A 21,037-nucleotide genomic window follows, 5' to 3' on the forward strand; every position below is an offset into this window, starting at 1 on the left:
CTCAGACGACGAAGTTGACGATGCGGCCGGGCACGTAGATGCGCTTGCGGATCGGCTTGCCGGCAATGGCGCGCACCACGTTCTCCTCCGCCTCGGCCGCCGCGAGCACCGTGGCCTCGTCGGCATCCGCCGCGACCTCGACGGTGCCGCGCAGCTTGCCCAGCACCTGCACCGCGATCTTCACCGTATCCGCCACCAGCAACGCCGGGTCGGCCTCGGGCCAGGGCAGCTCCGCCACCAGCCGGTCGCTGTTCGGACGCAGCATGGACCAGAGCTCTTCCGCCAGGTGTGGCATGGCGGGCGAGATCAGCTGCGCCAGCACCTCCAGCGCCTCGCGCCGCGCGGCACCATCGGCATCCTTCGCGGCCTCGATGGCATTGGTGAACTCGTACAGGCGGGCCACGCCGACGTTGAAGGTGAAGTTGCTCCAGGCCTCGGTCACGGCCGCGATGGCGCGGTGCGTCGCCTGACGCAGCGCCCGCCCGCCCTCGCCCGGCGCGAGTTCCGGCCCCGGCAGCCCGTCGAGTGCGTTGTGCACGAGGCGCCACAGGCGCTGCACGAAGCGGTGCGCGCCGGCGACACCGGCCTCGGACCATTCCATGTCGCGGTCGGGCGGGTTGTCGGCCAGGATGAACCAGCGCGCGGTGTCGGCGCCGTAGCGGCCGATGATGGCGCGTGGGTCCACCGTGTTGTTCTTGGACTTCGACATCTTCTCGCCGCGTCCGACCGTCACGGCTTCGCCCGTGTCGCGGCTGGTGGCGGACCCGTCGGCGGCGACCACCACTTCCTCCGGGTAGAGCCAGCGGCCATCCGCCGCGCGGTAGGAGGCGTGCGTCACCATGCCTTGCGTGAACAGCCCGGCGAAGGGCTCGGGCGTGGAAAGCTGGCCCATGCTGTGCAGCGCGCGGGTGAAGAAGCGCGAGTAGAGCAGGTGCAGGATCGCGTGCTCGATGCCGCCGATATACTGATCCACCGGCATCCAGCTGTCGGCGGCCTCGCGCCGGATCGGCGCGTCGCTCTTCGGCGCGGTGAAGCGGGCGAAGTACCAGGAGCTGTCGACGAAGGTGTCGCAGGTATCGGTTTCGCGCCGCGCTGCCTTGCCGCATTGCGGGCAGCTGACGTGCTTCCAGCTCGGATGATGGTCCAGCGGGTTGCCCGGGCGGGAAAAGTCCACGTCCTCCGGCAGGCGCACCGGCAGCTGGTCGGCGGGTACCGGCACGACGCCGCAGGCCTCGCAGTGGATGGCCGGGATCGGGCAGCCCCAGTAGCGCTGGCGCGACACGCCCCAGTCGCGCAGGCGCCAGTTCACCACGCCGCGGCCGACCCCCTTGGCTTCCAGCGCGTCGATCACCGCGCGCTTGCCGGCCGCCACGTCGAGCCCGTCGAGGAAGCCCGAGTTGATCAGCGTGCCGTCCTCGGTGAAGGCGGTGTCGCCCACCGTGAACGTCGCGGCCTCGGTGCCGGCCGGCAGCACCACCGGCACCACCGGCAGGCCGTACTTGCGCGCGAAGTCGAGGTCGCGCTGGTCATGCGCCGGGCACCCGAACAGCGAGCCGGTGCCGTATTCCATCAGCACGAAGTTCGCGATCCAGACCGGGAAGCTCGCGCCCTCGATGAAGGGGTGCTTCACGCGGAAGCCGGTGTCGAAGCCGCGCTTCTCCGCCTGCTCGATGCTGGCTTCCGAGGTGCCCATGGCGCGGCACTCGGCCACGAACTCGGCGGCCTTCGGGTCGCGCGCCGCGGCGGCCGCGGCCAGCGGGTGCTCGGCGGCAACCGCCAGGAAGCTCATGCCGAACAGCGTGTCGGGGCGGGTGGTGAAGACCTCGACCTCGTCGGTGCCCTCCACCGGCTCGGTCAGGGCGAAGCGCACGCGGGCGCCCTCGCTGCGGCCGATCCAGTTGCGCTGCATGGTGCGCACGCGCTCGGGCCAGCGCTCCAGCCCATCCAGGGCTTCCAGCAGTTCCGGCGCGAACTTGGTGATGCGGAAGAACCACTGGCTCAGCGACTTCTTCTCGACCACCGCACCCGAGCGCCAGCCGCGGCCGTCGATCACCTGCTCGTTGGCCAGGACCGTGTTGTCCACCGGGTCCCAGTTGACCCAGCTTTCCTTGCGCTCGACGAGGCCCGCGCGCCAGAAGTCGAGGAACAGCGCCTGCTGCTGGCCGTAATATTCCGGGTCGCAGGTGGCGAACTCGCGCGTCCAGTCGAGCGAGAGGCCCATGCTCTTCAGCTCGGCGCGCATGTTGGCGATGTTGCTGTAGGTCCAGGTCGCCGGGTGCACGCCGCGATCGCGCGCCGCGTTCTCGGCCGGCAGGCCGAAGGCGTCCCAGCCCATCGGGTGCATCACCGCGTGGCCGGTGGCGCGCTTGTGCCGCGCGATCACGTCGCCCAGCGTGTAGTTGCGCACGTGCCCCATGTGGATCTTGCCCGAAGGATACGGGAACATTTCCAGCACGTAGGCCTTGGGCGTGCCCGGTGCCGGCACGTCGGGCACCTGGAAGCAGCCGCGTTCCTCCCAGAGCCGCTGCCAGCGCGGCTCGGCCTGGGCGAAGTCGTAGCGGGCGGGGGCGTCGTTGCCCGTGCCGTCCGGCGGGGAGATCTGGGTCGAGGACATTTGGAGGAGAGGATTAAGCCCCCGCTCCGCGCCTGGGAAGTGTGCCGCTGCCACGGCTGCCCTGCTTTGCGAGGCGGCGCCGGCCTGGCGGAACGATGCCCCTCCTGATGCCATCCCTCAGGCGACGTCGTTCCGGCCTGTCAGGCGGCCCGCGCCCCGCCGGGCACGGGCCCTCCGCCGTCAGCGCCCGCCGCGTGCCGCCACCAGCGCCCGGGTGCCGAGGCGCGAGCCGAGCACCGCGGCGATCAGGCCCAGCAGCATGGTCGCGAACACCGAGAAGGAGGCGACCGATGCCCCCTTGGCCGCGGCGTCCGCGGCCTGCCGCGCGCGCTCCTCGGCCTGCTGCATCGCCTGCTGCGCCTGCTGCTCGGCGCCCTGGACCCGCGCCTGCGCGTCCTGCGGCGAGATGTTGTACTCGGCCGCCACCAGCGCATTCAGCCGGTCACGATCTCCCTGCGACAGGTTGCCGTCGGTGATGCGGCGCCCGACCAGCGTCCCGATCTCGGCCTTGCGCTGGTCGGAGTTCATGGCCGCCGGATCGCCGCCGCCACCGCTCAGGGCGTTCTGCGCGCGGTCGATCACCGACTGCGTGGCCGACTGGATGGAGGAGGTGCTGGTGCGGTTCGCCGCCTGCTCGCCGATGCCGGAGACCAGCGAGCCCGCGCCGCGGCCCAGGCTGCCGACCACGCCCGCCACGCCGTTGGCCGCCGTGGCGCCGACGCCCGCGACCAGGTTGCCCAGCAGCACCGCCGAGACCAGGAAGGTCGCGGCCCAGACGGCGAAGCCGTGCAGCGTCCCGTCGGTTCCGTCCGCCGTACCCGACAGCCGGGCCGCCGCGTAGCCGCCGACTGCCAGGCCGATCAGGTTGGCCACGAGCAGCCAGATCCCGGCGCCGATCCCGAAGCTCGAGGCGTCGGGCGTTTGCCGGCTGGTGGCGTCCACCAGCGTGGCGCCCACGGCCGCGCCCAGGACGTTGAGCATCAGGCCGATCGCGAGCGCGATCACCGCGCCGGCGAAGATCGCGCCCCAGGAGATGCGGGAGCGGACGGAAGGCGCCCCCTCGACGGTCGCCGGGCCGGTGCCCGCGGGAAAGCTCGCCCCGTGGGGCGATCCGCTGGTAGGGCTTTGCATGGTGGCTGCTTCCTTTGTTCAAGAAACCACCAGGGCCTGTTCCGGGCTCGGTCGCACGGACAGGGCTGGACGGTCGTCCGATCAGCCCAACAACTGCGGGGAAGATGCAAAGTTGTGCGTGCCCGCCGATTGTGTTCGGGCCTCCAACTCTCAGCCGTCGCGCGGAACACGGGATGGCCTTCCGCTCGGTGCCGAAGGCACGTCCTGCTTGGCCGCTCCGCCGGAGGGCGCCATGATACCCCGATGTTCGTTTCCCCCGCGCCGCACGAAACCTGGCCATCCTGGCCCAACCCCGCGGCCGCCGGCTTCGACCCGGCCCGCTTCGCCCGTGCGACGGCGCTGGCACAGAGCCTCGGCTCCGCGGGGCTGTTCCTGGTGCGCGACGGCCGCCCCCTGAACGGGCTGGGCGATCCCGCCTGGCGCGCCAACGCGCGCTCGATCCGAAAGTCGATCCTGTGCGCCCTGTTCGGGATCGCGGTGGCACGCGGGCAGGTCGACCTCGCGGCCACGCTGCGCGACCTCGGGATCGAGGACAGCGAAGGCCTCAGCGAGGTGGAGCGCGGCGCCACGGTGGCCGACCTGCTGGCGGCGCGCTCGGGCATCATGCACCCGGCCGGCTACGAGAGCGACTGGATGAAGACGCTCAAGGCGCCGCGCCACGCCCACGCGCCGGGCACCCACTGGTGCTACAACAACTGGGACTTCAACGCCCTGGGCACGATCTTCGAGCGCTGCACCGGCCGCGGCGTGCCGGACGCCTTCGCCGAGGAGCTGGCAGCGCCCCTCGGCATGGAGGATTTCCGCCCCGGCGACGCCACGCATGTCCCCTCGGCCGAGAGCGTGCATCCCGCCTATCCGATCACCCTGTCGGCGCGCGACCTCGCCCGCTTCGGGCTGCTCTGGCTGAACCGGGGTCGCTGGGGGGACCGGCAGCTCGTGCCGGCGGACTGGGTGCGCGCCTCGCTGGAGCCGCTTTCCGACGCCGGCGAGGACGGTGCCTACGGCCGGTTGTGGTGGCTGTCGCGCGACGGCACGCATCTGCCCGGCCTGCGGGTGCCGCCCGGCACCTATTCCGCGCGGGGCTGGGGCGGGCACCACCTGATCGTGGTGCCGGCGCACGACCTCGTGGTGGTGCACCGCGCCCAGACCGAGGTGGAACCCTTCCGGATCGTGGGCAAGCCCGCGATGGGCCGCATCCTGGCCGCGCTGCTGGGCGCGGTCGCCTGACCTCCCGCCCCTCGGCGCAACCGGTGCCGAGGAAGGATCAGGTCACGCAGCGGGGCGCCGGCGCGGTCTGCGCCGGCCACCGACGGCGCAGACCGCGCCGCCGCGCCTCAGCCCTTGCCGCCGCGAAGGCGCGACAGTTCCTGCTTGAGCGAGGTGATCTCCTCGCGCAGCACCTCGACCTCGGACGGCGGCGCTTCCGCCGCGCCGCGCCCGTTGGCGCCGTTGGGAAACGGGCTGAACAGGCTCATGGCGCGTTCCATCATCGCCATGTTTTGCTTGCTCAGTTCCTCCAGCCCGGCCAGCGGGGACTGAAAGGCGCCGAACCCGTTGCCCACCCCGCCGCTCATGGCTTCCATGGAGCGGCGCATCTGCTCACCCTGTTGCGCGAAGCCACCCATCATGGTCTCGAGGTAGCGTGGCACCACGGCCTGGAGGTTGCCGCCGTACATGCCGATCAGCTGCCGCAGGAAGGAGGTCGGCAGCATGGCGCTGCCCTTGGCCTCTTCCTCGACGATGATCTGCGTCAGCACGGAACGGGTGATGTCGTCGCCCGACTTGGCATCGTAGACCACGAAGTCGCGACCCGCGCGCACCATCCGCGCCAGGTCCTCGAGCGTGACGTAGGAGCTGCTCTCGGTGTTATACAAACGCCGGTTGGCGTACTTCTTGACCACGACCGGTGGACTGGCGGGCGCCGCACTCTCGCCCGACTCCCCGGCTACCTCCCGCAATTTGCTGGGCTCGGCCATGGGTGACCTCCCTCTGATTTGTGACCCATGCTAGTCCCATCGTGCCGCGCTGCGGAAGAGTTCAAAGAGGAGCGGCAATGACGGGGGATCCGGAAGGATCGGCGGAGCCTCCCGCGCAGAACCCATCGGGACAGGACGATCCGGCAGCAGGCCACCCGGCGCTGGATCACCTGGCGGATGACTGGATCGCGTTGTGGCAGTCGGAAGTCGCGGGATGGATGGCCGAGCCGGAGCTGCGGCGCCTCCTCGCCGCCTGGGTCACGGGCGGCGCCGTTGACGCGGCCAAGGCTGGTCCCACGGCGGCGGGCGGCGGGCCCGGCAGCGCCCCCTGGAGCCTCGTTCCGCCCTGGCTCGCCGAAACCCTACGCGCCGCCGGACACTCTCCTCACGGGGGCTGGCCCCACGAAGCCTGGCCCTACGGACCCCAGCCCCATGGCCCTTCCGGACTCTCCCCCACCGGCTTCCCCCCCTCTGGCTTCCCCTCCGTTGGGCCCGCGCCCGCTGGCGCTGCACCTGGGGCTTTCGGCACTGCGGGGCTGGACAGCGCTGGCAGCGCTTCCACCACGCTCCTCGCCCTCCTGCTCTCACGACTGGACGGCGTGGAGCGGCGCCTGGCCGGTCTCGACGGCAGGGCGGAAGGAAGCGAGGCGCCTGCTCGACGCCCTCGACGCGTCCGGCTTCGGCGCCGCTGACCTCGCCGCCGCGGTCGGGCAGCGCCTCCTGATCGAGGATGCGGCGCTGGTGCACGGCCTCGCCCGGTATCGCCGCCATCCCCGGCCTGCGCTGCCGCCGGAACCACCGGTGCTCTGGCGCGAAGGTGCCAGCCGGCTGCTGGACTACGCCCCCGGGGCCAGCGCGGGACCGCGCCTGCTGGTGGTGCCCTCGCTGGTGAACCGCGCCCGCGTGCTGGACCTCCTGCCCGAACGCTCCATGCTGCGCTGGCTGGCGGCGCAGGACACGCGGCCGCTGCTGCTCGACTGGGGCATGCCGGGCGAGGCGGAGCGCGCCATGGACCTGTCGGCCTTTACCGCCGGTCGGCTGGAGCGCGCCCTGCGTGCCGTGGACGGGCCCGTGGTGATGCTGGGCTACTGCATGGGCGGGCTGCTGGCCCTGGCGGCGGCGCTGCGGCAGCCGGAGCGGGTGCAGGGCCTCGCGCTGCTCGCCACGCCCTGGGATTTCTGGGTCGGGGCACCTTCCCAAGGCAAGGAGCCGGGGGATGCGTCCGAAGGCGGCGCTGGGGCCGCGTCGCGCGGGCTGGCGGCGCTGCTGCCGGTGCTCGAACCCTTGCTCGCCGCCACCGGCACCCTGCCGGTGGACGTGATCCAGTCGCTCTTCGCCTCGCTCGACCCCTTCAGCATCGCCCGCAAGTTCCGCCGCTTCGGCCGCCTGGCCGAGGGCTCGCCGCAGTTGCGGCACTTCGTGGCGCTGGAAGACTGGCTCAACGACGGCGTGCCCCTGCCCGCCCCCGTGGCGCGCGAGTGCCTCGGCGGCTGGTACGGCCGCAACACGCCGGCCCGCGGGGAATGGCGCATCGCGGGCGAGGTGGTGTCGCCACGGCGCCTGGAGATCCCGGCCTTCGTCGCCGTGCCGCATCGCGACCGGATCGTGCCCCCGGCCAGCGCCCGCGCCCTGGCCGCAGCACTGCCGCGCGCGGTGCTGCACGAAACACCGGCCGGGCATATCGGCATGGCCGCGGGCGGACGCGCGGAAGCGGCGCTGTGGCGGCCGCTGCGGCAATGGATGGCCACGCTGCCGGGCTGAGCGCGTTCGGGCCGTGCTTGGCTCCGTATACGCGGTGGGCGGCCTTCCCGAGCTGGCATCGTGACGCATCGCCGCCGCACCGGCGGAACCCTGGTCCGAGGTGCGCTTCGGGATGGTGGCACCCTGAGTCAGGTGGAACAGGTCGTACCCGGCGGCCTGAAACGACCTGACCGTGCCCGCCCTGGACCACGCGGCCAGCCATGCCGCGCGACTGCCCCAGGCAGGGCCTTGCAACTTCCGGGCGCCGGAGGACTCCTTTGGAACATCCCCGACACCCTTCCGAAAGGTGCTTCCCCATGTCCGCCACACAGCACTACGCCCCGCCCGGCCCGCTCGGCTTCGGCGGCGCGCCCCTCGGCAACATGTTCGAAGTCGTGTCCGAGGCTGACGCCGCCGCCACGCTGGAGGCTGCCTGGGACAGCGGCATCCGCTACTTCGACACCGCGCCGGAATACGGCCCGGGCATCTCCGAGCACCGCTTCGGCCAGGCACTGCGGCAGCACCCGCGCGAGGAGTTCGTGCTGTCCACCAAGGTCGGTCGCCTCCTGCGCGCGGACGCGAGCAAGGGTGGGCAGCACGGCCCCTTCGTGAAGGGACTGCCCTTCCGGGTGGACTACGACTATTCCGCCGACGGCGTCCGCCGCTCGCTCGAGGACAGCCTGCAGCGCCTGGGGCTGGCCAGCATCGACGTGGTCTATATCCACGACTGCGCCGAGGACGCGCATGGCGAGCACTGGCGCGAGGTCTTCCACACCGCCATGACCGGCGCCGCCGTCGCCCTGACGAAGCTGCGCGAGGAAGGCGTGATCCGCGGCTGGGGCCTGGGCGTGAACCGGGTGGAGCCCTGCGTCATGGCGCTGGAACAGGCCGACCCGGACGTCTTCCTGCTGGCCGGCCGCTACAGCCTGCTGAACCAGCCGGCGCTGGACGAGTTCTTCCCCCGCTGCGCCGAGCGCGGCGCCCACGTCGTGGTGGGCGGCCCCTATAATTCCGGCCTGATCGCGGGCGGCAAGAACTTCGAGTACCAGCCGGCCTCCGCGGACAAGATCTCGGCCCGGGACCGGCTGCGCGCCATCGCGGAACAACACGGCGTGGACCTGCGTGCCGCGGCGCTGCAGTTCTGCGCCGCCCATCCGGTGGTCTGCTCCGTGATCCCCGGCACCAAGAACCCGGCGCGCGTGCGCGAGAACGTCGCCCTGATGGCGCAATCGATCCCGGCGGATTTCTGGGCGGAGCTGAAGCACGAGCACGTCCTGCCCGAGGCCGCGCCGGTTCCGGGCGGCTGAGGCGGGGGCCGGCGCCGTCTCCCCGGGCGGCGCCCCGATCGCGCTGGGGCGGTCCCCGGTGCGGAGCATCGGGATAGCGGCCTTGTGGAGTGCCCCGGCAACATCCCATCTTTCCCCCATTGGGAGAACGACACGCCATGGACGATCTTGTGATTGCCGCCGCCGCTCGCACGCCGGTCGGCTCCTTTAACGGCGCCTTCGCCACGTTGCCGGCGCACGTACTGGGCGCCGTCGCGATCAAGGCGGCTCTGGAGCGCGCGGGGGTCTCGCCCGAGGAGGTGGACGAGGTCATCCTGGGCCAGGTGCTGACCGCGGGCGAAGGACAGAACCCGGCGCGCCAGGCCTCGGTCGCGGCCGGCATCCCGGTGGAGCGCACCGCCTTCGCCATGAACCAGCTCTGCGGCTCGGGCCTGCGCAGCGTGGCGCTGGCGGCGCAGCAGATCGCCACCGGCGATGCCCGTATCGTGGTGGCGGGTGGCCAGGAAAGCATGACCCAGGCCCCGCACTGCGCGAACCTGCGCGCCGGGCAGAAGATGGGCGACCTGAACCTGATCGACACCATGATCCGCGACGGGCTGTGGGACGCCTTCAACGGCTACCACATGGGCGTCACCGCCGAGAACGTGGCCGAGAAGTACCAGATCACCCGCGACCAGCAGGACGAGTACGCCTTCAACTCGCAGCGCAAGGCGGGCGAGGCGATGCGCAGCGGGCTGTTCGCCCAGGAGATCGCTCCGGTGACGGTGAAGACCCGCAAGGGCGAGGTGACCGTTTCCACCGACGAGTACCCGAAGCCCGACACCACCCGCGAGGTCCTGGCCAAGCTGCGCCCGGCCTTCGACAAGTCGGGCACCGTCACCGCCGGCAACGCGTCCGGCATCAACGACGGCGCCGCGGCGATCCTGGTGATGTCGGGGGCCGAGGCCGCGCGGCGCGGCATCACACCGCTGGCCCGCATCGCCTCCTGGGCCACGGCGGGCGTGGACCCGTCGCTCATGGGTACCGGCCCGATCCCGGCCTCGCGCAAGGCGCTGGAAAAAGCGGGCTGGAAGGTGGCCGACCTCGACCTGATCGAGGCGAACGAGGCCTTCGCCGCGCAGGCCTGCGCCGTGAACAAGGAGATGGGCTGGGACACCGACAAGGTGAACATCAGCGGCGGTGCCATCGCGCTGGGCCACCCGATCGGTGCTTCCGGCGGGCGCGTACTGACCACCCTGCTCCATGGCATGAAGGCGAAGGGGGCGCGCAAGGGCCTGGCCACGCTGTGCATCGGCGGCGGTATGGGCGTCGCCATGTGCGTCGAGGCCGTCTGAGCTGTCCGGGCGCCGGTGCGCAGGCGGCGCCGTAAGAACCAGCGCGCCGGGGCTTTCGCGGCTTCCGGCGCGTACCTGCCCGCTAGTCCTGGCTGCCGCTCCGGGCCACCGCTTCCTCGCTGGGCTGTTCCTCCGCGGCGCGGGAGGCCGGGACGAGGCCGCGGCTGACCCAGGCCGGCACCGTCACCCGCCGCCCCGCCGCCTCGGGCCGCAGCGGCATCACGCCGAAGACCTCCTTGCGCGCCTCGATGATCGTCACGCCGGCAAGCTTCGGCGCCACGCTGCGCCCCATTGCCTCCCAGGCGCGGGCACCGCGGAGCAGGAAGCGGGAGCGGAAGGGCGGCACGAACAGCGCGCCGTCGCGACGTTCCACGTGGAACATCCCCGCCCGCAGGAACCGTGCGAGCTGCCCGGGGCTGTAGGGCTGCCCGTGGCCGAGCGGCGTGCGCTCCAGATGGGCCCAGATGCTGCGCCGGTTGGGCACCAGCACCAACAGCCGCCCCTCGTCCTTCATCACCCGCCAGACCTCGCGCAGCAGGCGGCGGGAATGCGCGGCATTCTCCAGCCCGTGGACCATCAGCACGTTGTCGAAGCTGAGGTCCGGGAAGGGCAGGCTTTCCTCCTCCACCAGGGCGGCGGCGCAAGGGCCATCGGGCGGCCAGGGCAACATGGTGCCCGGGTGCAGCTGCGCCGGCGCCACGGCCACCACGCGCGCCGCCCGTCGTCGCCACAGGCGCAGGTAGGGCCCGGCATGGCCGATCCCCAGGACCTCACGTCCCGCCAGCTCGGGCCAGAGGGCGCGCAGCCGCGTCCGGAGCAGGCGCTTCGCAACGACCCCGGTGGGTGAGGCGTAGAAGCTATCGAACCCATGGACCTCAGCGCTCATGGGACGGGAATATAGGGCACCACGGCCCCGAAGGAACCACGATGACCCTGAATGTGCGGGCGATCCCCTGCCTGTCCGACAACTATGCCTGGCTGCTCACCTGCTCCGACACCGGCACCGTGGCGGTGTGCGACCCCGGCGAGGCCGCGCCCGTGCTGGCCGCCCTGCCCGAGGGGCGCTGCGACCTCGTGCTGATCACCCACCACCACGGCGACCACGTGGGCGGCGTGGCGGAACTCGTGGCGGCCACGGGCGCCAAGACGGTCGGTCACCCCGCTGAAGGCGTGCGGCTGCCGCCGCTCGACCACGCCCTGAACCCGGGCGACGGCATCGCGATCGGTGCCGCGCGCGCCATCGTCATCGACACGCCGGGCCACGCGCGCGGCCACGTCGCCTTCCATGTCCAGGCGCCGGGGCGGGAGCGTGACGTGCTGCTGTCGGGCGACGCGCTGTTCTCGCTGGGTTGCGGCAAGCTGCTGGAAGGCACGGCGGAGGAGATGTTCCTGTCGATGCAGCGCCTGCGCACCCTGCCGCCCGACACGCTGGTCTGCCCGGGCCACGAATACACTCTGTCCAATGCCCGCTTCGCCCTGACCGTGGAGCCCGACAACCAGGCGCTGCAGGCGCGGGTGCGGGAGGCCGAGGCGCAGCGCGCGGCCGGCCAGCCCACGGTGCCCACCACGCTCGAGGGTGAGATCGCCACCAACCCCTTCCTGCGGGCGGTGGACGTGCAGACCCTGGCCGCGCGCCGCCGGGCCAAGGACGTGTTCCGTGGCTGAACCCCGCACAACCGCGCTGGACCTGCGGGACCCGAGCCTGACGGCCGAGGCGGTGGCGGCGGCGCTCGACCTCCGGCCGCATCTCGAGGGCGGGCGCTACCGCGAAACCTGGCGCGACCACCCCGCGGATGGCGGCCGGGGCGCCGGGACCAGCATCCTGTTCCTGCTCGCGGCCGGGGAGCGCAGCCACTGGCACCGCGTGGACGCCGCCGAGGGCTGGCACTGGCAGGCCGGCGCCCCGCTCCGGCTCGAGATGTGCCGCGACGGCGACGACCCGGCCAGCACGATGCTCGGCCCCGTGATCGGCGCCGGGCAGTCGCTCTCGGCCATGGTGCCGGCGGGCTGGTGGCAGGCGGCGTCCTCGTGCCCGGCGGCGGGCACGGCGACGTGGTCGCTGGTGTGCTGCACCGTGTCGCCGGCCTTTCGCTTCGAGGGCTTCGAGATGGCCCCGCCCGGCTGGCAGCCGGGGCGGCGCGGATGAGCGAGGCAAGCGCCTGGGACGCGCGCTACGGACAGCAGGGCTTCACCTTCGGCGCCGCGCCCAACCTGTACCTGCGCAGCCTCCAGCCGCGCCTGCGCCCGGGGATGCGCGCCCTGTCGCTGGGCGACGGCGAGGGGCGCAACGGCGTCTGGCTGGCGGAACAAGGGCTGGAGGTCACCAGCCTCGACTGGTCCGAGGTCGGGTTGGAGAAGGCCCGCACCCTGGCCGCTGCCCGTGGCGTCGCGCTGCGCAGCGAGTGCGCCGACCTGACGCGCTGGTGCTGGCCGGCGGAAGGCTACGACCTCGTGGCCTGGATCTTCGTTCACCTTCCACCCGCGGACCGTGCGTTGGTGGCGGATCGGGCGATGGCGGCGCTGCGGCCGGGCGGGCTGTTGGCGGTGGAGGCCTTCACCCCTGCGCAGGAGGGTCGCCGTTCCGGTGGCCCGCGCGACCCGGCGCTGCTGCCCACCGGGGCGGAGCTGCGTCACCTGTTCCGGAACCTGATCGTGCTGGAATGCCTCGAGGGCACGGTGCGCCTCGACGAGGGCCCGCGCCACCAGGGCGAGGCGGAGGTGGTGCGCGGCCTATGGCAGCGGCCGGAGCAGGGCTGAACCTCCACATCCGAACGGAGGCCGGTGCCCGCCCCCGGGGACCGGCAGCGGCCGCCTCCCCACCGCCGCCACGCGAGGCTGCGCCCGCGGCGGCAGGCTTCTCAGGCTGCCCTGGCCGCCATCCAGCCGCCGCCCGCCACCAGCAGCATGGCGACCACGACCCGCCAGCCCAGCTCTCCCCCGCCCAGCAGGATCAGCAGCAGCGTCGAGGCCACCGGCACCGCGTAGCCCAGCGTTCCGAGCAGCCTCGGGTCGCCCCGCTTCATGCCGATGTCCCACAGGAAAAAGGCGGCCCCCACGGGTCCCAGCCCCATCAGGACCACGACAACCCATTGCCCCGCCCCCGGCAGCACCGTCCGCTCGAACAGCGCGTGCGCCAGCGCCGCCAGGACTGCGGTCACGAGGCAGAAGCCCGCCACCGCCGCGGTGGGCACCGCCGCCATGCGCCGCGAGGTGACGGAATACAGCGCCCAGACCAGCGCCGCCGCGGCCGCGCACAGGAAGCCCGCCCCCGCACCGGGTGGAAAGGAGGCGCCCGCCCCCACGATCAGCGCGCAGCCGCAGAAGCCCAGCGCCACGCCCGACAGCCGGCGCGCGCCCAGCGGCAGGCCGAGGAGCGGGCCCGACAGCAGCACGATCAGCAGCGGCCACAGGTAGTTCAGCAGGTTGGCCTCCACCGCCGGCGCCAGCGCCAGGGCGGCGAAGTAGAGGGCGTGGTAACCGAACAGCCCCCCGACCCCGTGCAGCCAGGCGAGGGCCGGCTGTTGCAGCTGCCCCAGCTCTCCCCGCAGCACCACGGCCGCGGTGCCGAGGACCCCGCCCACCGCGAAGGCCATCGCGGTGATCTGCAAGGGTGGCAGCCCCGCCGCCAGGCGGCCCAGCAGCGCCAGCGAGGCCCAGAGCACCAGGGCGCCGATCCCGGCCAGCGTCGCGCTCTTCCCGCTCCGCCCCGCCGATGCCCGGCCCGTCACCGCCCGGTTCCCGGCCATGCCGCGCAACCGCCGCGCCGCGGGGCCCCGCCCGTCCAGTCATGCCGTCGGGCCGGGTCCGCGCCACTGGTCGCACCGGCCGAGAGGAACCATGTAGAGCCTCCCCGCCATTCCTGCTGAAAGGCTTCGCCTCCCATGGGTTTCCTGCTGCGCACCGTGATCACCGCCCTCGCCTTCTGGGTGGCCGATGCGCTGGTGGACGGCATCCACCTGCCCGGCGTCGTGGGCACGCTCTTCGCCGCGGTGGTGTTCGGGCTGGTGAACGCGGTGGTGCGCCCGGTGATCGCGCTGCTGTCGCTGCCGCTCACCCTGTTGACGCTGGGGTTCTTCACGCTGGTCATCAATGCCCTGATGTTCGCGCTGACCGCGGCCCTGTCGCCGATCAGCGTCGACGGTTTCGGCGCGGCCTTTCTCGGCGCGCTGGTGGTGACGGTGGTGTCCTGGGCCGCCAGCCGCGTGGTGTCGGACCGGCTCTGAGGCGTCGGGCCCTGACCCAAGCTCCGGCCCGCGCCTTGGGCGGTGCCGCGCGACGCGCTCAGCCGGCGCGCGGCGGCTGGTAGGGCAGTGCCGCCGGCCTGAACGGCGTCACCTGCACCTCGCGCCACACGTCGCCCTGGCTGTAGGGGTCTTCCGCCAGCCAGCGCCGCACCGCCGCCTCGTCGGGCAGGTCGAGCACCAGCATCGAGCCGGTCATCCGCCCTTCCGCGTCGGTGAGCGCGCCGCCCATCAGCAACACGCCACGCTCCGCCTCAGGGGTCACGCGCTCGAAGTGGGTCGGGCGCGCCGCCATGCGCCGGGCAAGGGCGCCTTCGTCCGTGCCGTCATGGGCGATCACCAGGAAGGCCATGGGTTCTTCTCCGCTTCGCGGGAAGCCCTGCCCGGACGGCAGGCTTCGCCGGCACGAAGCAGTACCGGCGCGACCGGCGCCAGTGAAGCCGGGTCCGGCTCTTCCGCCTCCTCGGGGCCGCAGGCCCAGCCTGTGGGGCCCAGCTGCCGGCCGGAGCCGGCCCGGCGGGGCCCCTCCACCGGGAACCTGCCCCTGCGGGAAACAGCCGGCACCGGGGCGAGCGGCGGCCCCGGTGCCGGACCGCCTCAGTACATGTGCTGGCCGCCGTTGATCGACAGCGTCGAGCCCGTGATGAAGTCCGCGTCATCGGCCGTCAGGAAGCACACGCCGCGCGCAATGTCCTCCGCCTGACCCAGGCGACCGACGGGAATGCGCGCCACGATCTTTTCCAGCACGTCGGGCGGCACGGCACGCACCATCTCGGTGTCGACGTAGCCCGGCGCGATGGCGTTGACGGTGATGTTGGCGCGCGCCCCTTCCTGGGCCAGCGCCTTGGTGAAGCCGTGGATGCCCGACTTGGCGGCGGCGTAGTTCACCTGCCCGTACTGGCCCGCCTGCCCGTTGATCGAGCCGATGTTGACGATGCGGCCGAACTTCCCGGCCGTCATGTCGTCCCACACCAGCTTGCACAGGTTGAAGCAGGAGCCGAGATTGGTGTCGATCACCTGGTCCCACATGTCGCGATTCATGCGCTTCATGGTGCCGTCGCGGGTGATGCCGGCGTTGTTCACCAGGATCTCGACCGGCCCGAACTCTTCCTTGATGGCGGCGATGGCCGCCTTGCACTGCTCGAAGTCCCCCACGTCGAACTTGCGACAGGGAATGCCGGTGCGCTCCGTGAAGGCGCGCGCGGCGTCCTCGTTGCCCGCGTAGGAGGCGACGACGCTGCGTCCCTGGTCGCGCAACATTTCGCTGATCGCGGCGCCGATGCCCCGCTGGCCACCGGTGACGAGTGCGACACGTGCCATCTTGGTTCCTCCTTGAACCGAGCTCCAGTTCCATCTCATCCGGGCTTCGGTGTCTTACAAGGTGCGACCCCGGCGAAGCGTTTCCAAGAAGATCCCGGCCGCGCCTCACTGTTACGTCTACAAAACATTATGATTTCGGATTTCGGGGGACTCGGTCGCAGGAAAGACGTGGCGCGGGCAGCCCCGCCGGTGCTAGGACGCCGCCGCCCGTCCCCGAAGCGGCACGGCAGCAGGAGCTCTTTGCGACCATGGACACACCGATCGCCGCCATCCTCTGGCCCGAGCACGCGCGCCGTGAGCCGCAGGCCATGCTGCGCATGCTCGAGATGCTGGAGCGCCGCTGCCTCGAGATGGGGGCCGAGGAAGCCGCCGAGCACCTGCAGCGCGCCGTCGACGCCCTGCTGCGCGACCAGGCCAGCCGCCGCCGCGCGGCCTGAGGACCGCGCCCCGCGCGCCGGCGTGACCAAGGGTCCGACGGCGGCTCCGGCCTGCCGTCAGGCGCGGCGCAGGCGGAACAGCGCCTGCTCGCCGAACAGGTTCGCCAGCCACACGCTGCGCCGCCACGGGGCGCGTAAGCCCCGCTCATCCACCGCCAGCCACTGCTCCACCACGTAGCCTTCCAGCGCGCAGAGCGCGAAGAAGTCGCGGATGGTGCAGGGGTGGATGTTGGGCGTCTCGTACCAGGGGCGGTCCCAGGTGTCGGTGTCGGGCATCCGCCCGGTGGTGAGCAGCCGCCAGCGCATCTGCCAGTGCCCGAAATTCGGGAAGGACACCACCGCGGTGCGCCCGATGCGCAGCATCTGGCGGAGCACCTCGCGCGGCTTCTCCACCGCCTGGAAGGTGCGCGACAGCACCACGCAGTCGAAGGCCTGGTCGGGATAGAAGGCGAGGTCGGCATCGGCATCGCCGTGGATCACCGCGAGCCCCTGCCCCACGGCGCGCGCCACCTGGGCCATGTCGATCTCGATGCCGCGCGCGTCGGCATCCTTCTCGCGCGTCAGGTGGTCGAGCAGCGCGCCGTCGCCGCAGCCGATGTCGAGCACCTTGGCGCCCTGCGGGATCATGTCGGCGATCAGGCGCAGGTCGAGCCGCATGTTCTTGGCGACGAAGCGGATCGGCAGGCTGTCGGGCAAGGCAAGGCTCCCCAGCGCGGGCGGTGCGTCGCACGCCGCGATATCGTGCCGGACTTAGAGAAGCTGCTTCCCGACGTCCAGGCACGAAGCTTCCGCGCGAGGCCCCTCAATCATGGACGGGCCACCGTGATGAGCCGCCGGAGGATGAAGACGCTGAGAGTGGGGAGCCGGAACACACGGCCGCATGGCTGTCGGCGGGCGCGTGGCGACGGTGGCCGGGCAGAGCCGCGATGCGCGCCCGGTCCTGCGGCGAAGGGCCGCTGCAACAGCGTTGCCCCGGCCTCCCGGCCGGGGCAACGCGCCGTTCAGGCGATCTGCTCGGACTGCGCGCCGCTGTCCGGACGGGCCGGGCCCAGAACCGGCTCCTCACCCATCGGCACGTTCTGGAACACGCTGAAGGTGCCCTTGCCGTCGATCGAGGGGCCCTGCGTCCAGCGGCCGGCCTGCGGCGCGGAACCGTCGGCAGCGGTGGCGAAGAAGTTGTAGTTGAACTTCTGGTGCTCCTCGCTCTGCGGGAAGGAGTTCGGGATCGGCAGCGCACCCTGCGCACCGCCCAGCTCCTCGACCACCGCCAGCCACTGCTGCTGGTGCATGGTGTCGCGGGCGATCATGAAGTGCAGCATGTCCTTCATGCCGGTGTCGTCGGTGGCGTTGAACAGCCGCACCGCCAGCACGCGGCCCGTCGCCTCGGCCGCCACGTTGCAGTACATGTCCGCGGCCAGGTTGCCGCTGGCGTAGATGTGCGACATGTCGAAGGGCACGCCCTCCGCGTTGGCCGGGAAGGCCGCCATGCCGGTGGACAGAATATGCCGGTGCAGCATGCCCTCGATGGCGCCGCGGGCGCTGCCGCCGCCCATCACCGTGCCCACGATGCCGTCCGCGGCACCCGCTTCCTGCACCTTGGTGGGCGCCGTCTCGAGGTTCATCGCCACGGCGGTCGCCAGCATCTCGATGTGACCGATCTCCTCGGTCGCCGTGTGCAGCAGCATGTCGCGGTACTTCGTGGTCGGGCCGCGTGCGCCCCAGGCCTGGAACATGTACTGCATGCAGACGCGGATCTCGCCTTCCACGCCACCGATGGCCTGCTGCAACATCCGCGCGAAAACCGGATCCGGTGTGCTCACCTTCACAGGATATTGCAGCTTCTTATCGTGGTAGAACATGATTGGGTCGTCCTGCGCAGGGGATGGAGGCGGCTCCGAACCGCCAGCACAGCAACGCCCGGTTCCTCCAAAAGATACCCCTACGGAGTATCACGGAAGGTGGAGCATCTATTTACCGACGGGCGTTTGTACCTCCGCCGTACGCCGGAGGAACGGGAGCCTATCCTCCAGCGCCTGCGCCGGATCGAGGGACAGGTGCGCGGCCTGCAGCAGATGGTGGAACAGGACCGCTACTGCCTCGAGGAAATGCAGCAGATCAGCGCGGTCACGGCCGCACTGCGCGAGGTCGCGGTGCTGCTGGCCTCCCAGCATTTCACCGCGGGGCTGGAACGCGCAGCCTCGGGCAAGGACACGGAAATCCTGCTTGAAGAAATGAAGACCGTGCTGCGCGCGGCGATCCGGCAGGGGGGCTGATCCTCTGGGATGCCATGTCGGTGGAGCCCGGCGGCTGCGGCGCAGGAACCGCCGTGCCCGGCTTGGCAGGCCGGCTCCCCGCCCCTGCCGGCCGCGGCCGCCCAGGCGTTAACCTGGGCTCGCTAAGCCGGTTCAGCTAACCCGGGCTCACGCCTGGAGGCGGCGCTGCGCCAGCGGTGGCAGGAAGGCGTCGGTGTAAACCGCCTCCGCCGTCAGCCTGGGCGTGAGGCCGTAGGCTTCCTCGACGGTGCGGACCGCGCGGCTGAGCCGTGCCGCGTCCACCACCGACAACCCGTCGCGGCGCGCGGCCGGGCTCGCCACCATGTCGTCGAACACCACCTTCTGCCGTTCGGTCTCGATCGCCACGTCGGTCAGCGGCTCGGCTTTGCGCAGCGCCGCGATCGCCTCGTCCGGATGCGCCTGGGCATACACGAGCGAGCGGAACAGCGCCGCCAGCGTGGCCTTGGCCGCCTCGGGCTCGCGCTGGAGATAGGCGCGGGTGGTGAGGAAGCAGCTGCCGTACAGGTCGAGGCCGTGGTCGCGGTAGTACAGGATGCGCTGCTGCGGCCAGTCCATGCCCAGCGCCTTGAGCGACAGCGCCGTGGTGGTGGTCAGGCCGGTGACACCGTCGGCGCGGCGCTGCACCAGCATCGGCTCGCGCAGCTCCGGGTTCACCGTCATCCAACTGACCTTCGCGGCGTCGAAGCCGGCGGCCTTGGCGAAGGCCGGGAACATCTGCCGCCCGGCGTCGGATTCCGGTGCCGCCAGCGTTTTGCCCTCGAGATCCTTGGGCGCCCGGATCGGCCCGTCGGCCCGCACCGTGGCGCTGAGCAGGCTCGCATCACCCCAGATGCCCACGACCACCAGCCCGGCATCGGGGTTCTCGGCCATGAACTTCAGCGCGGGGTTGATGTCGGCCTGCCCCATCTCGTAGGCGCCCGCCGCCAGGTCCACCGGCACGCGGCCGGAGCCGAAGCCGCGGCTCACCGTCACGTCCACGCCGGCCTCGCGGAAGAAGCCCTTGTCGCGGCCGAGCAGCACGAAGGCGTTGGGCCCCTGCAGCGCCCAGTCGAGCGAGTAGCGGACCTTGGGCAGCGCCTGCGCCCGCGCGAGGCGAGGCGCGGCGAGGAGGGCGCCACCGGCGGCGAGGGCGGCGCGACGGGAAAGCATCATGGCGTTTCGATCCTGGCGAAGGCGGGACGCGTTTGCCGCACCCTTTCGCCTCCGCATCATACAAGGAGCATGCCAGCCGCCCGCGCCGCGGCCCCCGCGTGGTTCCTCCGCGGGCGTTCCGGCCCGGCGCGCCGTCACGCGGCGGTTCGGGTGTCGGTCTGCTGGAGGTCGAGCAGCAGCGCCTGCCGGACCTCCCACAACCGTCCGAAGGACGGGGTCTGCTCGATCTGGCGGAGAATGGCCCCGGCCGTCTCCGCCGGCAGGCCCACCCTCGCGCCGAAGGCATCGCGCGTCGCGGCATCGCGGAGGCGCTCGTGCAAGTCGCAAATGTTGCGCACGCAGTCCGCCCGCAACCGTCCGAGCAACTGCTCACCGACAAGGCAGTAGAGCTGCGCCTGGGCGATCCACTCGACGATCAGAACCAGGTCGTAAGGAAGGCGGGGCAGCAGCAGGAAGGGGTTCTGCTGGGACAGGACCTGGGCGTTGTCGATGCCGAGCTCGTTGAGCCGGTCGATCTTTTCCCGGCTCAGGTCGTCGATCAGCAGCAGCGAGAAGCTGCTCGGCGTCGCGTCCGGCGCGGGGTCGTCGCGCACCCCCCAGATCTTCATCGCCTGGAAGCCCCGCCGCATGAGGGCCAGGATCAGCAGGTCGGGCGCGAAGCCCACGGTAAAAGCGATCAGCAGGAGCCAGGAATTTCCGTTCAGCCCGACGGCGCTCGCCGCGTGACGCAGCACGGCCGCCACCACCACGGCGATCACGATGCGCGCGGCGTAGTAGTAGAGCGAGATGGGATAAAGGTCGTTGTTGTTCACCCGGTCCAGCAGGCGCCCCAGCGAGTAGATATAGGCGGCCAGGAAGGCGAAGGAGAGCATCGAGAAGGATTGGAGCTGGTAGGCCGTCGTGTCGGACCCGGCCTCGACCCGCATCCCGGCGAGGACGACCATGGGGATGCGGAAGTATTCCGGGTGGAAGAAGCCGATGAACACGGTCAGGAAGCCGCCGAACAGGATCACGAAGTACGAGAACATCGGCACCGCGTAGTCGCGGTCCACCCGGCCGGCGATGTCCGTGTTCAGGATCGTCCTGGCCGCCCGGTAATGGACGGTGCGGCTCACGGTATAATCCCTCAGCGAGGAAAGGCGGTTGTGCTGCCGCCGCTTGCTGGTGTTCTGCACCACGCAGATCAGGCTTGGCAGGAAGGCCAGGAACACGGACAGGAAGGCCGACAGCACGAGGGGCAGCGAGACCTCGCCCGTGTTGCTGAAGATGATGCGCCAGAAGGCGAGCACGACCAGGATCACCAAGGCCGGCGGAAGCAGGTTGTAGAACCAGCGCCACCTCGGGTCCTCGGTTCTGTCGCCCGAGGCATCGAAACCCACTCCCAACGGCTCGTTCTCGCTGGCCATGGCACCCTCCCCCGGCGGGCTGAGGATGTGCCTCGGCCGGAGGGCGGCTCAATCAAATTCGTTAACAGTCCGGAACTTTCTGCCAGCCGCGGCGGAAGGTTTCCGT

At 71.6% G+C, this 21,037-nt stretch carries 21 protein-coding genes; 10 read left to right on the forward strand and 11 right to left on the reverse strand.

Going from position 1 to position 21,037, the window contains the following annotated elements:
* Position 1: 1 nt before the first annotated feature.
* Positions 2–2,614 carry a leucine--tRNA ligase gene (gene leuS, locus ACFFGY_RS18620; protein WP_377046027.1) on the reverse strand — a complete coding sequence of 871 codons (2,613 nt, stop codon included), beginning with the start codon at positions 2,612–2,614 and terminating at the stop codon, positions 2–4.
* Positions 2,615–2,794: 180 nt separating this feature from the next.
* Positions 2,795–3,745 (reverse strand): hypothetical protein, encoded by a 951-nt coding sequence (locus tag ACFFGY_RS18625; protein WP_377046028.1) that lies wholly within the window; start codon positions 3,743–3,745, stop codon positions 2,795–2,797.
* 243 nt (positions 3,746–3,988) lie between these two features.
* Here ACFFGY_RS18625 and ACFFGY_RS18630 point away from each other — a divergent pair, with 243 nt between their 5' ends.
* On the forward strand, positions 3,989–4,972 hold the full coding sequence (locus tag ACFFGY_RS18630; protein WP_377046029.1) for a serine hydrolase domain-containing protein: 984 nt from the start codon (positions 3,989–3,991) through the stop codon (positions 4,970–4,972).
* A 107-nt stretch (positions 4,973–5,079) separates the two neighbouring features.
* Here ACFFGY_RS18630 and phaR read toward each other — a convergent pair whose 3' ends face one another.
* Positions 5,080–5,721 carry a polyhydroxyalkanoate synthesis repressor PhaR gene (gene phaR, locus ACFFGY_RS18635; protein WP_377046030.1) on the reverse strand — a complete coding sequence of 214 codons (642 nt, stop codon included), beginning with the start codon at positions 5,719–5,721 and terminating at the stop codon, positions 5,080–5,082.
* 486 nt (positions 5,722–6,207) lie between these two features.
* Between phaR and ACFFGY_RS18640 the strand changes: the two genes are divergently transcribed.
* The 3 genes from ACFFGY_RS18640 to ACFFGY_RS18650 all read left to right on the forward strand — a co-directional run bounded on the left by ACFFGY_RS18640 (position 6,208) and on the right by ACFFGY_RS18650 (position 10,081).
* Entirely contained in the window at positions 6,208–7,482 is a 1,275-nt protein-coding gene (locus tag ACFFGY_RS18640) for an alpha/beta fold hydrolase (protein ID WP_377046031.1), read from the forward strand.
* Between the two features lie 296 nt (positions 7,483–7,778).
* Positions 7,779–8,768 carry an aldo/keto reductase gene (locus tag ACFFGY_RS18645; protein WP_377046032.1) on the forward strand — a complete coding sequence of 330 codons (990 nt, stop codon included), beginning with the start codon at positions 7,779–7,781 and terminating at the stop codon, positions 8,766–8,768.
* 137 nt (positions 8,769–8,905) lie between these two features.
* Positions 8,906–10,081: an acetyl-CoA C-acetyltransferase gene (locus tag ACFFGY_RS18650; RefSeq protein WP_377046033.1), complete on the forward strand. Its 1,176-nt coding sequence runs from the start codon at positions 8,906–8,908 to the stop codon at positions 10,079–10,081.
* An 82-nt stretch (positions 10,082–10,163) separates the two neighbouring features.
* Here the strand turns inward: ACFFGY_RS18650 and ACFFGY_RS18655 are convergent, their stop codons facing one another.
* On the reverse strand, positions 10,164–10,967 hold the full coding sequence (locus ACFFGY_RS18655) for a class I SAM-dependent methyltransferase (protein ID WP_377046034.1): 804 nt from the start codon (positions 10,965–10,967) through the stop codon (positions 10,164–10,166).
* A 41-nt stretch (positions 10,968–11,008) separates the two neighbouring features.
* Here ACFFGY_RS18655 and gloB point away from each other — a divergent pair, with 41 nt between their 5' ends.
* From gloB to ACFFGY_RS18670, 3 genes are read left to right on the forward strand one after another with little or no spacing between them, the layout of a single operon-like run.
* A complete protein-coding gene (gene gloB, locus ACFFGY_RS18660; RefSeq protein ID WP_377046035.1) occupies positions 11,009–11,746 on the forward strand; it encodes a hydroxyacylglutathione hydrolase in 738 nt (245 codons plus the stop codon).
* Positions 11,739–12,227 carry a cupin domain-containing protein gene (locus tag ACFFGY_RS18665; protein ID WP_377046036.1) on the forward strand — a complete coding sequence of 163 codons (489 nt, stop codon included), beginning with the start codon at positions 11,739–11,741 and terminating at the stop codon, positions 12,225–12,227. Before gloB ends, ACFFGY_RS18665 begins: the two co-directional genes overlap by 8 nt.
* The gene (locus tag ACFFGY_RS18670) at positions 12,224–12,838 is read left to right on the forward strand and encodes a class I SAM-dependent methyltransferase (protein WP_377046037.1); all 615 of its coding nucleotides are present in this window, start codon (positions 12,224–12,226) and stop codon (positions 12,836–12,838) included. The genes ACFFGY_RS18665 and ACFFGY_RS18670 overlap by 4 nt, the downstream gene beginning before the upstream one ends.
* Before the next feature lie 101 nt (positions 12,839–12,939).
* Here ACFFGY_RS18670 and yddG read toward each other — a convergent pair whose 3' ends face one another.
* A complete protein-coding gene (gene yddG / locus ACFFGY_RS18675) occupies positions 12,940–13,809 on the reverse strand; it encodes an aromatic amino acid exporter YddG (RefSeq protein WP_377046038.1) in 870 nt (289 codons plus the stop codon).
* Between the two features lie 153 nt (positions 13,810–13,962).
* On the opposite strand from yddG, the gene ACFFGY_RS18680 reads away from it, so the two are divergent.
* Complete coding sequence (locus ACFFGY_RS18680; RefSeq protein ID WP_377046039.1) at positions 13,963–14,304, forward strand: phage holin family protein; 342 nt, start codon at positions 13,963–13,965, stop codon at positions 14,302–14,304.
* Between the two features lie 58 nt (positions 14,305–14,362).
* Here the strand turns inward: ACFFGY_RS18680 and ACFFGY_RS18685 are convergent, their stop codons facing one another.
* Together ACFFGY_RS18685 and phbB are read right to left on the reverse strand one after the other, a co-directional pair.
* Positions 14,363–14,674 (reverse strand): YciI family protein, encoded by a 312-nt coding sequence (locus ACFFGY_RS18685; RefSeq protein WP_377046040.1) that lies wholly within the window; start codon positions 14,672–14,674, stop codon positions 14,363–14,365.
* A 245-nt stretch (positions 14,675–14,919) separates the two neighbouring features.
* Positions 14,920–15,642, reverse strand: coding sequence for an acetoacetyl-CoA reductase (gene phbB / locus ACFFGY_RS18690; RefSeq protein ID WP_377046041.1), 723 nt, complete (start codon positions 15,640–15,642; stop codon positions 14,920–14,922).
* 248 nt (positions 15,643–15,890) lie between these two features.
* Between phbB and ACFFGY_RS18695 the strand changes: the two genes are divergently transcribed.
* Positions 15,891–16,079 (forward strand): soj family protein, encoded by a 189-nt coding sequence (locus tag ACFFGY_RS18695; protein WP_377046042.1) that lies wholly within the window; start codon positions 15,891–15,893, stop codon positions 16,077–16,079.
* Positions 16,080–16,136: 57 nt separating this feature from the next.
* Here ACFFGY_RS18695 and metW read toward each other — a convergent pair whose 3' ends face one another.
* Together metW and ACFFGY_RS18705 are read right to left on the reverse strand one after the other, a co-directional pair.
* Complete coding sequence (metW, locus tag ACFFGY_RS18700) at positions 16,137–16,736, reverse strand: methionine biosynthesis protein MetW (protein ID WP_377046115.1); 600 nt, start codon at positions 16,734–16,736, stop codon at positions 16,137–16,139.
* Between the two features lie 344 nt (positions 16,737–17,080).
* Positions 17,081–17,938, reverse strand: coding sequence for a manganese catalase family protein (locus ACFFGY_RS18705; RefSeq protein WP_377046043.1), 858 nt, complete (start codon positions 17,936–17,938; stop codon positions 17,081–17,083).
* Positions 17,939–18,037: 99 nt separating this feature from the next.
* Between ACFFGY_RS18705 and ACFFGY_RS18710 the strand changes: the two genes are divergently transcribed.
* Positions 18,038–18,352 (forward strand): metal-sensitive transcriptional regulator, encoded by a 315-nt coding sequence (locus ACFFGY_RS18710; RefSeq protein WP_377046044.1) that lies wholly within the window; start codon positions 18,038–18,040, stop codon positions 18,350–18,352.
* Between the two features lie 147 nt (positions 18,353–18,499).
* On the opposite strand, the gene ACFFGY_RS18715 is transcribed toward ACFFGY_RS18710, so the two are convergent.
* Positions 18,500–19,525: an ABC transporter substrate-binding protein gene (locus ACFFGY_RS18715; protein ID WP_377046045.1), complete on the reverse strand. Its 1,026-nt coding sequence runs from the start codon at positions 19,523–19,525 to the stop codon at positions 18,500–18,502.
* Between the two features lie 134 nt (positions 19,526–19,659).
* Complete coding sequence (locus ACFFGY_RS18720) at positions 19,660–20,931, reverse strand: hypothetical protein (RefSeq protein WP_377046046.1); 1,272 nt, start codon at positions 20,929–20,931, stop codon at positions 19,660–19,662.
* Between the last annotated feature and the right edge of the window lie 106 nt (positions 20,932–21,037).

It is taken from the genome of Roseomonas elaeocarpi, assembly GCF_042433915.1.
Classification (GTDB): Bacteria; Pseudomonadota; Alphaproteobacteria; order Acetobacterales; family Acetobacteraceae; genus Roseomonas; species Roseomonas elaeocarpi.